At 45.3% G+C, this 14774-nt stretch carries 12 protein-coding genes and 3 tRNA genes; 9 read left to right on the forward strand and 6 right to left on the reverse strand.

The genetic code is table 11. The features are described 5' to 3' along the window. Positions 1-141: 141 nt before the first annotated feature. The 9 genes from alaS to ACXAGV_RS13185 all read left to right on the forward strand — a co-directional run bounded on the left by alaS (position 142) and on the right by ACXAGV_RS13185 (position 8064). Positions 142-2739: an alanine--tRNA ligase gene (gene alaS / locus ACXAGV_RS13145; protein WP_474873659.1), complete on the forward strand. Its 2598-nt coding sequence runs from the start codon at positions 142-144 to the stop codon at positions 2737-2739. A 134-nt stretch (positions 2740-2873) separates the two neighbouring features. Next, positions 2874-3065 carry a carbon storage regulator CsrA gene (gene csrA, locus ACXAGV_RS13150; protein WP_012517705.1) on the forward strand — a complete coding sequence of 64 codons (192 nt, stop codon included), beginning with the start codon at positions 2874-2876 and terminating at the stop codon, positions 3063-3065. A 565-nt stretch (positions 3066-3630) separates the two neighbouring features. Further along, positions 3631-3722 (forward strand) — tRNA-Ser (locus ACXAGV_RS13155). A 37-nt stretch (positions 3723-3759) separates the two neighbouring features. Then, positions 3760-3836: transfer RNA gene (locus ACXAGV_RS13160), tRNA-Arg, on the forward strand. A 53-nt stretch (positions 3837-3889) separates the two neighbouring features. Next, positions 3890-3966 (forward strand) — tRNA-Arg (locus ACXAGV_RS13165). 140 nt (positions 3967-4106) lie between these two features. Then, positions 4107-4583 carry an acyl-CoA thioesterase gene (locus tag ACXAGV_RS13170; RefSeq protein ID WP_039223004.1) on the forward strand — a complete coding sequence of 159 codons (477 nt, stop codon included), beginning with the start codon at positions 4107-4109 and terminating at the stop codon, positions 4581-4583. 219 nt (positions 4584-4802) lie between these two features. Next, entirely contained in the window at positions 4803-5090 is a 288-nt protein-coding gene (locus ACXAGV_RS13175; RefSeq protein WP_474873660.1) for an OadG family protein, read from the forward strand. 19 nt (positions 5091-5109) lie between these two features. After that, positions 5110-6930 (forward strand): sodium-extruding oxaloacetate decarboxylase subunit alpha, encoded by a 1821-nt coding sequence (oadA, locus tag ACXAGV_RS13180; RefSeq protein ID WP_474873661.1) that lies wholly within the window; start codon positions 5110-5112, stop codon positions 6928-6930. A 3-nt stretch (positions 6931-6933) separates the two neighbouring features. Beyond that, a complete protein-coding gene (locus ACXAGV_RS13185) occupies positions 6934-8064 on the forward strand; it encodes a sodium ion-translocating decarboxylase subunit beta (RefSeq protein ID WP_014948675.1) in 1131 nt (376 codons plus the stop codon). Between the two features lie 172 nt (positions 8065-8236). Here ACXAGV_RS13185 and ACXAGV_RS13190 read toward each other — a convergent pair whose 3' ends face one another. Genes ACXAGV_RS13190 through pspF form a run of 6 tightly spaced genes read right to left on the reverse strand, consistent with a single transcriptional unit; the run spans position 8237 to position 14719 of the window. After that, positions 8237-9040, reverse strand: a complete 804-nt coding sequence (locus tag ACXAGV_RS13190) for an ATP-binding cassette domain-containing protein (RefSeq protein WP_474873662.1) — start codon at positions 9038-9040, stop codon at positions 8237-8239. Then, positions 9040-10035 carry a peptide ABC transporter ATP-binding protein gene (locus ACXAGV_RS13195; RefSeq protein ID WP_474873663.1) on the reverse strand — a complete coding sequence of 332 codons (996 nt, stop codon included), beginning with the start codon at positions 10033-10035 and terminating at the stop codon, positions 9040-9042. Before ACXAGV_RS13195 ends, ACXAGV_RS13190 begins: the two co-directional genes overlap by 1 nt. Before the next feature lies 1 nt (position 10036). Beyond that, complete coding sequence (locus ACXAGV_RS13200; protein WP_474873664.1) at positions 10037-10930, reverse strand: ABC transporter permease subunit; 894 nt, start codon at positions 10928-10930, stop codon at positions 10037-10039. After that, positions 10917-11948, reverse strand: coding sequence for an ABC transporter permease subunit (locus ACXAGV_RS13205; protein ID WP_474873665.1), 1032 nt, complete (start codon positions 11946-11948; stop codon positions 10917-10919). The genes ACXAGV_RS13200 and ACXAGV_RS13205 overlap by 14 nt, the downstream gene beginning before the upstream one ends. After that, positions 11945-13594, reverse strand: coding sequence for an ABC transporter substrate-binding protein (locus ACXAGV_RS13210; RefSeq protein WP_474873666.1), 1650 nt, complete (start codon positions 13592-13594; stop codon positions 11945-11947). The genes ACXAGV_RS13205 and ACXAGV_RS13210 overlap by 4 nt, the downstream gene beginning before the upstream one ends. Before the next feature lie 3 nt (positions 13595-13597). Beyond that, positions 13598-14719 carry a phage shock protein operon transcriptional activator gene (gene pspF / locus ACXAGV_RS13215; RefSeq protein WP_474873667.1) on the reverse strand — a complete coding sequence of 374 codons (1122 nt, stop codon included), beginning with the start codon at positions 14717-14719 and terminating at the stop codon, positions 13598-13600. Positions 14720-14774: the final 55 nt, after the last annotated feature.

Below are 14774 nucleotides of genomic sequence, written 5' to 3' on the forward strand. Positions count from 1 at the left end.
AATTTGTGTGCATTTTAATTATCCAGAGAATTATAGCGAGGATTGGCGTATTGCGTATTCGCAAATTGCCCCGATTATAAAGCTCATTAGAACAGGCAAATCGCACGTTTCAAGAATAGAATAAAGGAAGTTAGGTTTTCAATGACATTATCAACTGCTGACTTACGTAACAAGTTTATCGATTATTTTAAAAGCCATGGCCACCAAGCGGTGGCGAGCTCGTCACTGGTACCGGCAGATGATCCCACACTTCTTTTTACCAACGCGGGCATGAACCAGTTTAAAGACTGCTTCTTAGGTGCGGAAAAGCGCAGCTATACCCGTGCGGTATCGTCGCAGCGCTGCGTTCGCGCAGGTGGTAAGCATAATGACCTTGAAAACGTAGGTTACACTGCGCGTCACCACACCTTTTTTGAAATGCTGGGTAATTTCAGCTTTGGCGATTATTTCAAAAAAGAAGCGATAGAGTTTGCATGGAATTTCCTTACCAAAGAAATTGGTTTGCCAGAAGAAAAGCTCTTAGTCACCGTTTATTCTGAAGATGACGAAGCTTTCGACATCTGGGAAAACCATATTGGTGTTCCAAAAGAAAAGATTATTCGCATTAGCACGTCAGATAACTTCTGGTCTATGGGTGATACCGGTCCATGTGGTCCTTGTTCTGAAATATTCTACGATCACGGTGCGCACATTTGGGGTGGTCCTCCGGGAACACCTGAAGAAGACGGCGACCGTTTTATCGAAATTTGGAACCTGGTATTCATGCAGTTTAATAAACAAGCTGACGGCACCATGGAGCCACTCCCTAAGCCTTCAATCGATACCGGTATGGGCCTAGAGCGTATTTCCGCTATTTTGCAAAACGTGCACAGCAACTACGAAATCGACCTTTTCCAAAACTTGATCAAATCGGCAGCATCAATTGTTGGTAGCGAAGACTTAGAGAACAAGTCACTTCGTGTTATCGCCGATCACATTCGTTCGTGCAGCTTCTTAATTTGCGATGGTGTAATGCCATCAAATGAAGGGCGCGGATACGTACTACGCCGTATTATTCGTCGCGCTGTTCGCCACGGCTATCAGCTTGGCGCAAACGACATCTTCTTCTACAAGCTTGTAGCATCACTTGCCAAAGAAATGGGTGAAGCATACCCAGAACTTGTAGACCAACTGCCGGTAATAGAAAAAGTATTGCGTGTTGAGGAAGAGCAGTTTAGCAAAACGCTAGCCCGTGGTATGGCTATCCTAAACGATGCACTAGAAACCTTGGAAGGCGATACAGTGCCGGGTGACGTAGTGTTCAAGCTTTACGACACCTATGGTTTTCCTACTGATTTAACCAATGATGTAGCGCGTGAGCACGATCTTAAGATTGACGAAGAAGGTTTTGAAGCTGCCATGCAAGCGCAGCGTGCTCGTGCACAGCAGGCTAGCAACTTTGGCGCAGACTACAACAGTAAACTCGCCATTGACCACACAACCTCATTTACTGGGTACACCGATGTAGAAGGTCAGGCTAATGTGGTTGAACTTATTGCCGACAATGCATTTGTTGAGAAGCTTGAAGACGGTCAAGAAGGCGTTGTGGTATTAGACAGCACGCCGTTCTATGCTGAAAGCGGTGGTCAGGCAGGTGACAAGGGTGTGCTTCGCGTGGCAAACGGTGAATTTGTTGTTACCGATACTCAAAAAATGGGCAATGCGTTTGCACACAAAGGTGTTGCTAAAGGCTCGGTATCTAAAGGTGATACGGCAACCGCAGCGATTGATGCAGCAAATCGTGAAGCTATCAAAAAGAACCACAGTGCTACGCATTTACTTCATGCAGCATTGCGTGAAATTCTAGGTGAACACGTAACCCAGAAAGGTTCATTGGTTGAAGCGCCGCGCATGCGTTTTGACTTCTCGCATTTTGAGGCAGTAACGGCAGAGCAGCTTGCTGAGATTGAAAGACGAGTTAACCAAGAAATACGAGCAAACCATACGTTAGCAACTGAACTAATGGATTTAGATGAAGCCAAAGCATCAGGCGCTATGGCGCTATTTGGCGAAAAGTACGACGAAAAAGTTCGTGTGGTAACCATGGGGCCATTCTCTGTTGAGTTATGTGGTGGTACTCACGTTACGCGTACTGGTGACATAGGTTTGTTCAAAATTACCAGCGAAGCGGGTATTGCATCGGGCGTTCGACGTATTGAAGCGGTCACTGGCGAACACGCACTTGAAGTTGTGCAAACACAGCAAGCGACACTGTCTTCATTGTCTGCATTATTAAAAACAGACAGCCAAAATGTACTTGATCGTGTAGTTTCTCTACAAAATCAGACTAAAGAACTAGAAAAAGCGCTCAATTCTGCGAAACAAAAACTGGCGAGTCAGCAAGGTGCTGATATGCTTAGTAATGCAGTAGAGATAAATGGCGTTAAAGTTCTTATTGCTAATTTGGAAGGTGTTGAAGCGAAGTCATTGCGTTCAATGATGGATGACATTAAAAACCGAATTGGCGAAGGGATCGTAGTATTAGGTGTGGCTAATGACGCGAAGGTGAATCTTATTGCTGGCGTTACTAAAAACCTCACTAGTAAAGTTAAAGCGGGCGAGCTAGTTAACTTTGTTGCATCTCAAGTAGGTGGCAAAGGGGGCGGTCGTCCAGATATGGCGCAGGCCGGCGGTGATCAGCCTGAAAACTTGGCCCAAGCGCTAGATTCGGTTAACGCTTGGTTACAAGATAAGCTATAATTATTTTTGTTTATAACAGTGAGTTTTTGAAGTGACGCAGAAACAGGGAATCACTGTCGCTTCCATCGGGTCGTGCCGATGGGTTGGCAAATCTTAATGGATGATGTTCAGTATTAAGGAACAGGAGCAAGAGAATGCTTATTTTGACTCGTCGAGTTGGTGAAACGCTTATGGTTGGTGACGATGTAACCGTTACCGTACTAGGTGTAAAAGGGAATCAGGTACGTATCGGTGTGAATGCACCAAAAGAAGTTTCTGTGCACCGTGAAGAGATATACATGCGCATTCAAGCAGAAAAAGGCGGTCAGCCAGGCTCTGCGGAATAATTGCATAATATGCTTCATTGGAAAAGGTCAGCTTAAGCTGGCCTTTTTTGTTTTAAGTGAGTAAATCTTATCGGGCTTTAACGCAAGTCTATTGTTTCTGTTCTATTTCGCCAGAAATGACGTTGTGATGTCTCGCGCTAACGACCAAGTTAAGTCTCTGGGTCGTGCACAGCTTTTTTCTAGCACTGTGCCTTCTGGGTGGACGATTTTAAAGTCGAGACATATACCGCTCTATTTGAGGTTTTGGAGCGTTTTTAAAGAACTGAAGTAAGTAATACGAATCAGCGTACTTGGTTATGAACAAATAAATTCAAAACTTTTTGATATTATTTTTGAAAAATTGACTAAATTATTAAGATGGGTCAGTTAAAACTGCAATGAAGCTGCGCATATTCAAATGCAAATTAACGAGGGTCGTTAAATAAAATTCGGTTTAATTGCTTGTATTGCGAACAAATTACTGGTTTTTTGCTCGAATCGTTTAAAATGGCAGCGGGTGAACAATTTCTTTATAAAAAAGGTTTGACTCAGGCCAATGAATCCGTAAAATGCACCCCGCAGTCAAGGAGAGGTGGGTGAGTGGCTGAAACCAGTTCCCTGCTAAGGAACCATACGCATATACGCGTATCGAGGGTTCGAATCCCTCCCTCTCCGCCATTATTCGTTGGCAGTGACGGCCAACAACAAGTTTTGCGCGTGTGTAGCTCAGCTGGATAGAGTACCTGGCTACGAACCAGGCGGTCGGAGGTTCGAATCCTTCCACACGCGCCACTTATTTTAAAGCGTCACCTTTTGAGGTAGAATTCAAAAGTACATAAGTTTACGCGTGTGTAGCTCAGCTGGATAGAGTACCTGGCTACGAACCAGGCGGTCGGAGGTTCGAATCCTTCCACACGCGCCATATTGAAAAACCCACCTTTTTAGGTGGGTTTTTTCATTTCTACTCCTTTATTTTTGTTCTCTCCACTTTCGTCTAAGCGCGCTGTTTAAATTTTAAGCTAAACTTATTGTGTCTAACAGCAGTAAAGCGCGAGGTACGCTATGGCACATCCATCTACTACTTTTCGATTTTTAGCAGAACCTACCGACGTCAACTTTGGCGGTAACGTTCACGGTGGCATTGTAATGAAATGGATTGACCAAGCAGCCTATGCCTGTGCCGCGCAGTGGTCCAAATGTTACTGCGTCACGGTGTCTGCTAATGGCATACGTTTCATAAAACCTATAAAAGTAGGCCAGCTAGTTGAGATAACCGCATCGTTGGTACACACTGGTGCGTCAAGTATGCATATCTATGTTGTGGTTAAATCGGGCGACGCCACGGAAAATACCACGTCGGTCGCAAATCGCTGTTTTATAACTTTTATGGCGGTGGACTGTGAGGGAAGTCCAGTAAATGTGCCTGCATACGTACCTGAGGATGAACGACATATGCAGCTAGAATTAGTGGCGATGCATGCGAAAGATTTCGCTAAACAGCTAGACAGTGACTTTACGGAAAATATAGGCTTTCATTAAGGCGTGAGTATAAATGAACGTAAACGCAGGTTGCTGGTATCGGCAACGCTTATGCTAATTCCTAAAATATGCTTATGTTGCAAATTTATTAAAGAATAATGCATTAAGTTTCATTTTTGCGGGTTTTATTCATTTTAAAGTGGTTTTTTATGCTGCTTTGTTGTGTTTTTAAAAACCACGTGATACTTATTCAGGTACAAAATAACAACAGGATTGAATATGGATTCGGGATCCGTCGCTAGCCTACTCTTTGAAGCAGGTTCTCTTATGCTTATAGGAATGGTATTTGTTTTCTCATTCTTAGGGCTTCTTATTGTGGGTATTCATCTCATTGCCCGATTTTGTGAAGCTTTTCCCGGTGAAACAGCAGAGCCTTCAGCTAATTTAAAAGGGCCTTCAGCTAATTTGCGCCGAAACAATCAAGCGGTACAACCAGGAATAGACGGAAACGTTATCGCAGCTATTTCTGCCGCAATTCATACCCATCGCCAAAATTCTAAAAAATAAAGCCTAATCAGGAGTTACCATGTCTAAGCCTCTGGCCCTTACCGAGCTGGTTCTGCGTGATGCCCACCAATCTCTTCTTGCTACGCGCATGCGTATTGAAGATATGCTTCCCATAGCGGAAAAACTAGATAAAGCTGGCTTTTGGTCAGTTGAATCTTGGGGTGGTGCTACATTCGATGCCTGTATTCGTTATTTAGGGGAAGACCCTTGGGAGCGCATCAGAAAGCTAAAAGCAGTCATGCCTAACACAAAACAGCAAATGCTGTTGCGTGGTCAAAACCTATTGGGTTACCGCCATTATGCTGACGATGTTGTCACTCGCTTTGTAGAGCGTGCTCACGAAAGTGGCGTAGATGTATTTAGAATTTTTGATGCCATGAATGACATTAGGAATTTGAAAACCGCAATAAAAGCGACCATAGACAGTGGCGCTCACGCGCAAGGGACAATTTCTTATACGGTAAGCCCTGTGCACAACCTTAAGCTTTGGCTCGAAATGGCGAAACAGCTTGAAGACCTAGGGGTTCATTCTATCTGCGTAAAAGATATGGCTGGGCTTTTAAAACCGTACGAGTGCGAGGCATTGATTACCGGATTAAAAGAAACGGTTGATGTACCTATTGCCATGCAGTGCCATGCCACAACAGGGTTGAGTACGGCGACGTATCAAAAAGCTATCGATGCCGGCATTGATATGCTGGACACGGCTATTTCTTCAATGAGCATGACTTATGGTCATAGCGCAACTGAGACCATGGTTTCTATCGTAGAAGGTACAGAGCGCGATACGGGTATTGCACTACCCGAACTAGAAGAAATTGCCAGTTACTTCAGGGAAGTAAGAAAGAAATACAGCAAGTTCGAAGGCAGTCTCAAGGGGGTAGATGCACGTATTCTTTTGGCTCAAGTACCGGGCGGAATGCTAACCAACATGGAAAGTCAGCTTAAAGAGCAGGGCGCTGAAGATAAATTCGAAGAAGTGTTAAAAGAAATTCCACGGGTAAGGGAAGATCTTGGGTTCATTCCTCTTGTTACGCCAACCTCACAAATCGTGGGCACGCAGTCAGTGCTTAACGTACTCACCGGCGAGCGTTACAAAAGCATTACAAAAGAAACCGCAGGCGTTCTCAAAGGTGAATATGGCGCTACCGCAGCACCAGTAAACAAGGAGTTGCAGGCGCGTGTGCTTGATGGCGCAGAGCCCGTGACATGTCGCCCTGCTGACAATATTGCACCAGAGCTGGATACACTGAGTAAAGAGCTTGATGAACTGGCTGAGAAAAAGCAACTATCGCTGTCAGACGATAAAATTGATGATGTTTTGACTTATGCCTTATTCCCGCAAATAGGCCTAAAGTTTATCGAAAACCGCGGCAACCCTGATGCGTTTGAACCTGCACCTAGCGCGCAAGAGTCGCAAAGCTCGAGTGCGCCTAAGCCTGCTGAAGCCAAGTCAAGCTCACAAGGGGCTACCGCGAGTGAAACTTACGACGTAAACGTAGATGGAAGAGTGTATCGCGTAGAAGTGGCACCTTCAGGTACGCTGACGAGCGTTACACCTGCTAGTGGCTCTCAGACGCAAGCACAGCCTCAAACCAATAGCGCTGCGCCATCAGACTCTACCGCTTCTCAGTCTATTGATGCACCGCTTGCAGGTAACGTCTTCAAAGTCTTGGTGAGAAACGGCGACAGCGTGTCAGAAGGCGATGTGGTGATGATCCTTGAAGCCATGAAAATGGAGACAGAGATCCGCTGTGCATATACCGGTACGGTCACCGACATTACGGTTAGTGAAGGCGATGCCGTCACCAGTGGTCAACCGTTAATCTTCTTGGGGTAGTACATGGATAAGTTAATGGTACTTTGGGATAGTACCGCGCTTGCGCACTTTGAAGCCGGCCAGCTGATAATGATGGCAGTGGGGTTCGGCTTGTTGTACTTGGCCATCGTTAAAAAGTTTGAGCCATTGCTTCTACTGCCCATTGGTTTTGGTGCATTGCTTACGAACATTCCAATTGCTGGTTTTTCAGAAGCGGGCGGGTTGCTGCACTACATATACAAAATCGGCATAGATACAGGGGTGTTTCCTCTGCTCATCTTTATGGGCGTAGGCGCAATGACTGATTTCAGTGCGCTTATTGCTAACCCCAAAATGTTGTTACTTGGCGCGGCTGCGCAGTTCGGTATTTTTGCTACCTTGTTTGGCGCGATAGCGCTGAACCTTATACCTGGCTTTGAGTTTACGTTAAAGGACGCGAGCGCCATTGCTATCATAGGTGGCGCGGATGGGCCTACTGCCATTTTCCTCGCCTCACGGCTTGCGCCTGATTTGCTTGGTGCGATTGCAGTCGCTGCATACTCTTATATGGCGTTGGTGCCTATTATCCAGCCACCGATAATGAAAGCGCTGACCACAAAAGAAGAGCGCGAGATAAAAATGGGTCAATTACGACCTGTATCAAAGCGAGAGAAGATTATTTTCCCACTCGCAGTGCTGTTTATGACTATCTTGTTTTTACCTGCCGCTACGCCGCTTGTTGGCATGTTCTGCTTCGGTAACTTAATGAAAGAGTGTGGCGTGGTAGACAGATTGAGCAAAACAGCCCAAAACGAGCTCATCAATACGGTCACTATTTTCCTTGGTTTAGCCGTAGGATCAAAGCTATCAGCTGAAGCATTTCTCACGGTCGAGACCTTAGGCATTTTGGGCCTTGGCGCTATTGCGTTTGGTATAGGTACTGCTGCGGGTGTACTTATGGCTAAGCTAATGAGCAAGCTGTCTGGTGGCAGTATAAACCCGCTGATTGGCGCTGCTGGCGTGTCTGCTGTGCCAATGGCGGCTAGGGTAGTGAACAAGGTTGGGCTAGAAGCAAACCCACATAACTTCCTACTAATGCACGCAATGGGGCCTAACGTGGCAGGCGTACTCGGAAGCGCGGTCGCTGCAGGAATCCTTTTGGCACTTGTCGGGTAAATTCTACGACCGCGTTAAAAAAGGGGCATCTACAGCCCCTTTTTTAAATTTTTAGCACTATTTCAGCAAAGGATATCGACTAGAGTGAAGATGACTAGCGCATTCAATTTCATGGGCTAAATCAGCGTGAAAGAAAGAAGTGTTCGCGTCTATGAGAATGGAAGCTAGCGTTTTATCTTATCGTATTTTGAGGCACTAGCGATTGGTATGCGGTTACTAGCTTCTTAGTACGAGTATGCTGTGGCCACCTAAAGATGGTCTCGGTCTTCCCTTCCTCTACAATTTCGCCGCTTTCCATTACGATAATTCTATCTGCAATGTGGCGCACAATCCCTAAATTGTGGCTAATAAAAATAAAAGCTAAGCCCAACTCTTGTTGTAGCTGCAAAATAAGGTTTACGGTTTGCGAACGAATAGTAGGGTCTAGTGCTGCAAAAGGTTCATCAGCTACTAACACTTTAGGTTTTAATACAATGGCCCTGGCTAGCGCTACGCGCTGCTGTTGTCCATCAGACAGCATATGACGGTAAAAGTAATAGTGTTCGCGTAAAAGTCCTACTTTAACCAACATATCTTCAACAATTGGTTTGCGTTCGGCTTCACTTAGCCCTGTATTTAAACGTAAAGGTTCGTCCAGAATTTTGCCAACGGGCACTGCCGGATTCATAGACTCAGCACTGTGTTGCAGAATCATCCGAATGTCGTGTGTGCGTTTTCGCTGCCCATCTTTTGACTGGTACTTAGCTAAATACTTGTGGGTGTTTATTTCGATTTCACCGGCATCGGCGGGCAGTGCACCTACTAGTAATTTTGCAAGTAACGATTTACCTGAACGGTTTTCACCAATAATGGCGATAGTTTCTCCTCGCTTAACGCTCAAATTAACCGGCCCAAGCTGAAATACTTCAGGCCGTTTTAACCAGCGCTTCTTTTCGTTATGTATAAACGTAAGATCTTTTACCTGCAAAATATCCATCACGGCTTCTCCATATGTAGAGGGTAATGACAGCTGTAGCTATGATCGTGAATTTTTCGTACGGCTGGCGTTTGTACACATGCGCGCTGAGCTCGTGGACAGCGTGGCCCTAATCGGCAGCCAATAGGCAAATGTTGAAGCGTTGGAATAGAGCCGCTTAAGGTTGGTAGTGATGACTTCGGTGGCAAATCTTTTCTGAAACTCGGTGCACTATCTAGCAATGCTTTGGTGTAAGGATGAAGCGGGCGCTTCTTAATGTGCTTCATTTTTCCCGATTCCACAGTCTGCCCGGCGTAAAGCACTGTCATTGAATGTGACATACTCGCAATGGCAAGCAAATCATGGCTGACAAACAAAATGGATAGGGAGCGAGTTTGATTAAGACGCGTAAAGAGTTTTAGGATCTGCGTCTTGGTTGTGGGCTCCATGCCTCGGGTGGGATCATCTGCGATAAGTAATTTGGGTTGAGACACCAGCGCCATTGCTATCATGAACTTTTGCCCAATATCAGCAGGGATTTGATGGGGGAATGCGCTCAAGTAATGCTTGTGGTGCTTTATCCCCACTTTGTGTACAGTGCTTATGGCTATTTTTTTTCTGTGCTGCGCACGTTGCCAAAACCAGCTACCTTCAACGAATTCATCAGGAATACTTTCTTCGAGTTGCTCGCCTAACGTTGCCGACGGGTCGAGCGCCGCTTGTGGGTTTTGAAAAACCACCGCGATTTCACGACGCATCACTTCGCGACGTTGTTGAACCGACATGCCTAAAAGGTTTTCTCCATTCCAGCTCATACGGTCGGCGGTTAAATTCCACTGATTTGGCAGCGCTCCACAGATTGCCGATACAATAAGACTCTTACCAGAACCCGATTCGCCCACAAGTGCACGGATCTCGCCTGAACTCACTGACAAATTTACTTTATCCAACGCTTTTATAGTGCTGTCACCGTTCTGCATTTCTAAGGTGAGGTTTTTGATATCAAGCATCGGCATATTAGTGACTCACTCTTTTTCTTAGTGAAGAACGCAAGCCGTCACCCACGATATTGATGGACAGTACAACAAAAAATATCGTCATGCCGGGGACGGCTACGTTCCAAGGAGCCAAGTAAGTTACATCCAGCCCGTCGGCTAGAATAACGCCTAGTTCAGGTAACGGTGATTGTGCCCCTAAACTTAAAAAGCCCAGCGCTGAAATATCAATAACCGCGATAGAAAGGGCAAGGGTTCCTTGCACAACCAGCATTTCCGTCATATTGGGTAAAATAGAGTGAACGAAAAGCTGCCATTTGCTAGCGCCATCTAATGTGGATGCCACGATGTAGTCTTTCTTCATCTCAGCGCGCACAAAGCTTCGCGTGTGATGTACAAACTGAGGAATTAAAGCCAGCGTGATTGCCCACATACTGTTGACCAAGCCTGTACCCAATATAGCAACGATAATAATGGCAATAAGGAGGGTGGGTATAGCCATGAGTGCATCGAGTAAATGGTTAACCACACTGGATCGCACTCCTCTTAGCATACCAGCGAGCGTTCCGAGACTTACGCCCATTAACATAGCAAGCACAACAGTGATAAATGCTGAGCCTAACGTAGTTCTGCAGCCATAGATAATACGAGTAAACAAGTCTCGTCCCAACGCGTCTGTGCCAAAAAGATGAGAAATGGAGCCATTAGCTAGCCAGCTTGGCGGTATTAATAACCCATCAATATTTTGCTCTATTGCATCATAGGGTGTGATGACAGGAGCGAACAATGCACATACAACAAACAGCGCCAGCATGATTAAGCCGAGCATAGAAATGTGGCTCGCTTTAAACGACGCCCAGGTTCTTTGCCACGGCGATGGATGGAACTCTTCTTCGTACAAACTAAACTGTGGCACGTTCGTATTTCTCTCTACTTGGGTCAATCAAACGGTTAAATAAATCAACGAGGATAGTTAGGGTAATCACCACCGTAGATACCGCCATCATACCGATACGCAGAGCGGGGTAATCTCGTTGATAAATGGCTTGAATCAACCAGTTGCCAATACCGGGCCATGAAAATAGGGTTTCAACAATCATAGCATTCGTAATAAGCGTAGTAATTTGAATGGCCATTAACGGTAAAATAGGAAGCAGCGCATTACGAAGAATATGACGGAAGAATATTTGCCAGCTAGAAAGCCCGCGTGACACGGCAGCCGCAATGTAAGGGCGATGCTTGACATCTATAACAGAGCGCCTAGTTATGCGAATCATTGAAGCCGTGGTAATAGCACCAATCGCAAACGTAGGTAGTGCTAAATGCGATAGGGCATCTTTAAATGCCAAGGATTTGTTTTCGATATCTGACAGTAAAACGTCAAACAGAATAAAGCCCGTAATTGGTTCTATGTCGTAAATCAAACTTATGCGACCAGATAGTGGTGCCACGTCTAATTGCAAACTAAATATGAGAATTAGCAGTAACGCAAACCAGAAAACGGGGAAAGAATAGGTAGTAATACTAGTGCTATTGATTAAATGATCAGACGTTGAATAACAGCGAATACCCGCATAATACCCTAAAGGTATTCCAACAAATAAAGCCATTAACATCGCATACGTTGCTAATTCTATGGTAGCGGGCATGGCAATACCTACTTCTTCTCGAAGCGGCAGACCAGAGGTAAAGCTGTATCCCCAGTCCCCCGTCAGTAGATTACCCACGTAGTAGAAAAATTGAAAAACATAGGACTGGTCTAGCTTAAATTGTTTTTCAAGTGCCGCGCGCTGAATTTCGTTTTGAGGCACAAGTCCGGTCAAGTTTTCGAGGGGGTCGCCTGGGAAAAGGTATGCGAGTGAAAACGAAATAATTGTTAACACTAAAAGCGTTAATATAAATAAAGTGCAGTATCTTACGAGAATCTGGATCACAGTGTTTTTTCTACCCCGCCAAAACGCACACCACCGAAGGGGTTTATTGTCATGCCTTGTAGTTCATTTCTGTATGCTTGATAGCGATAGGCATGGGCAATGGGCACCAAAGGAAGACGCTCGTATAATAAACGATTCACTTGTTTATAAATAGCGGTACGTTCTTCAATATCATCGGTTTGAAGGGCTTCATTGAGCAGCTTATCATAGTCGTCGTTACACCACATCGCCCGGTTTGTGCCCGATGGTATGGCGCCGCAGCTCAAAAGGGGGCGATAAAAATTATCAGGATCACCGTTATCCGCAGACCAGCCAATTAATACTGAGTCGTGCAGACCTTCTTGAAGATGGCGCCTGAATGTAGTCCAATCGTAGCTTACAATAGTGGCCTCTACACCAACGTCGCGAAGGTAGCGCTGAATAAGCTCAGCCATTTTATTCGCGTTTGGGTTGTACGCGCGTTCTACGGGCATAGCCCATATCGTCATTGAAAATCCAGGCGCTACACCTGCATCAGCCAGTAATTTACGTGCCAATACCGGATTGTAGGCCGTGTCATCAGCATCATTTTGAAACGCCCAACTTGCCGCAGGCAACAATGTTTTCGCTCGCGTAGCGCTATCGAAATACACCGCTTCTAATAGGGTGTTCTTATCAATAGCGGCAGCGAGTGCCCGTCTTACATCAGGGTTGTCAAATGGCGGGCGTTGGGTGTTAAAGGCCCAAAAGCCAATGTTAAGGCCCGGTTTTTCGGCTAGTGTCAGGTCACTTTCGGTGCGAATCACTTCAAGCTCAGTTTGTGCAGGAAACGCTGTTGCGTCACATTCCCCAGTCATTAGCTTGGCCAATCTAAGTGAGCTTCGTGGGGTTATATCAAAAATGAGTTGCTCGACCACGGGCGTTTCCGGCTTTTTTTCTTCCATTGCTTGTATGCGCCAATAGTTGTCATGGCGTTGATACTTAATAAAGTGATCTTTGCGATAGCTGTAAAATTTAAATGGCCCGGTGCCAATAGGAAGTTCGTCAATTTGGCTCGGTGTTCCGGCCTTTGCAAGCGCGTCGGCATATTCTTCTGACAAAATTACGGCGAAGTCTGTGGCTAAATTTGATAAAAATGAGCTATCGCGTTGTTTAAGCGTTATTTCAACGCGATAGCCGTTGACACGCTCTACCGATTCAATATTTTGAGCAAGACCAATACTTTCAAAATACGGATAACGCCCGCCTGATACATAGTGATAAGGATGCGAACGCAAACGCCATCGGTTTATGCTAAAAATAACGTCGTCGGCATTGAAATTCCGTGTTGGTTTGAAATAGCCTGTTTTGTGAAACCAAACGTCTCTGCGAAGCTGAAAAGCATAGGTAAGTCCATCATCGCTTACCAACCAACTACTCGCTAAGCTTGGCACAATGCGACCTGAGCCCGGATCGAAATCGAGCAGCCTATCGTACAGTTGGTGAGACGAGGCATCCGAGGTAGTACTTGATGTATCGAGCTGGGGGTTAAAAGTAACTGGATTGCTTTCAGAGCAGTAAATTATGCCTGTATTGTAAAACGCTTGCTTATTTTGTTTAGCACAAGATGCAACGAGAAGCGCCGTACATAAACACAATGACAAACGCGTTACCAAACCAAGGGACATGCTTTACGCCTCAACGTTTTCAGCGGAAGAATCTAATAAGTTATATTTTTTGAGATAGCCTCGTAGCTGATGATAAGTTAGGCTCAATTTTTCAGCGGTTTTCTTTTGATTAAACTGACTATCAGCAAGTGCCTGTTTTATCATATCTATCTCATGTTGTTGAGAGCGTTCTTTCAAATCTATGGGATATTCTACAATTTCTTGCTTTGGAGCTGGGGCACGCGGAGTAACGTCGACATTTTCTGTCCGCTCGCCAACAAATGGTGTGTCTGTCTGTACTTTTTTGCTAACCGAGTCTGATGTGCTCACTCTGTCGTTTGTTTTTACTCTGCTCTTTGGACGATAGACAGACTCGAAAGGGTCAAGCACTATTTCATGTACTGGAAGATGAGGGTTGTTGGTTCTGTAAACCGCTCGCTCGACCACGTTTTTGAGCTCACGTATGTTACCAGGCCAATCATAGTCAAGTAGCGTGCGTTTGGCTTTCTCGGTAAATCCGCTAAATAACTCCATCTCCATTTCGCGGGCCATATTAATAGCAAAATTTTCAGCTAACATCATGATGTCTTCACGACGTTCGCGAAGAGGAGGGATAGTAATAACGTCAAACGCAAGTCGATCCAAAAGGTCGGCGCGAAACTCACCAGCGTCAGCAAGAGCCGGTAAATCCTCGTTTGTCGCTGCAATAAGGCGAACATCAGTTTTTACTGATTTGCTGCCGCCAACTCGCTCAAATTCACCGTATTCAACGACACGCAGTAGCTTTTCCTGAATGAGACCTGATGTGTTAGCCAGCTCGTCCAAAAACAAGGTACCGTTATGAGCGACTTCAAAACGGCCCTCACGACGTTTTGACGCGCCAGTAAACGCGCCTGCTTCATAACCGAAAAGCTCACTCTCTAATAAACTTTCGCTTAACGCTGCGCAATTTAGCTTAATATAGTTTTGATCCCAGCGTTTTGATAAGAAGTGCAGGCGCGCAGCAATCAGCTCTTTACCAGTGCCTCGTTCGCCGATGACGAGAACGGGTTTGTCTAGCGGTGCAATCTGTGAAATTTGCTCTAAAACTTCTAGAAAACTATTTGCTTGGCCAAGTAAATTGTCTTGCTGTCGATACCTACTCATTAAATCCCTCAAAAATTAGTCATTTCGACCAATTAATAGTGTAGAACAAAATAAA

The sequence above is a fragment of the Alteromonas sp. ABH4_453 genome (genome assembly GCF_056160665.1).

What these genes read in the sequence shown, in the direction of transcription:
- alaS (WP_474873659.1), top strand. Translation starts at nt 142, where the DNA reads ATGACATTATCAACTGCTGACTTACGTAACAAGTTTATCGATTATTTT.
- csrA (WP_012517705.1), top strand. Translation starts at nt 2,874, where the DNA reads ATGCTTATTTTGACTCGTCGAGTTGGTGAAACGCTTATGGTTGGTGAC.
- ACXAGV_RS13170 (WP_039223004.1), top strand. Translation starts at nt 4,107, where the DNA reads ATGGCACATCCATCTACTACTTTTCGATTTTTAGCAGAACCTACCGAC.
- ACXAGV_RS13175 (WP_474873660.1), top strand. Translation starts at nt 4,803, where the DNA reads ATGGATTCGGGATCCGTCGCTAGCCTACTCTTTGAAGCAGGTTCTCTT.
- oadA (WP_474873661.1), top strand. Translation starts at nt 5,110, where the DNA reads ATGTCTAAGCCTCTGGCCCTTACCGAGCTGGTTCTGCGTGATGCCCAC.
- ACXAGV_RS13185 (WP_014948675.1), top strand. Translation starts at nt 6,934, where the DNA reads ATGGATAAGTTAATGGTACTTTGGGATAGTACCGCGCTTGCGCACTTT.
- ACXAGV_RS13190 (WP_474873662.1), bottom strand. Translation starts at nt 9,040, where the DNA reads ATGGATATTTTGCAGGTAAAAGATCTTACGTTTATACATAACGAAAAG.
- ACXAGV_RS13195 (WP_474873663.1), bottom strand. Translation starts at nt 10,035, where the DNA reads ATGCCGATGCTTGATATCAAAAACCTCACCTTAGAAATGCAGAACGGT.
- ACXAGV_RS13210 (WP_474873666.1), bottom strand. Translation starts at nt 13,594, where the DNA reads ATGTCCCTTGGTTTGGTAACGCGTTTGTCATTGTGTTTATGTACGGCG.
- pspF (WP_474873667.1), bottom strand. Translation starts at nt 14,719, where the DNA reads ATGAGTAGGTATCGACAGCAAGACAATTTACTTGGCCAAGCAAATAGT.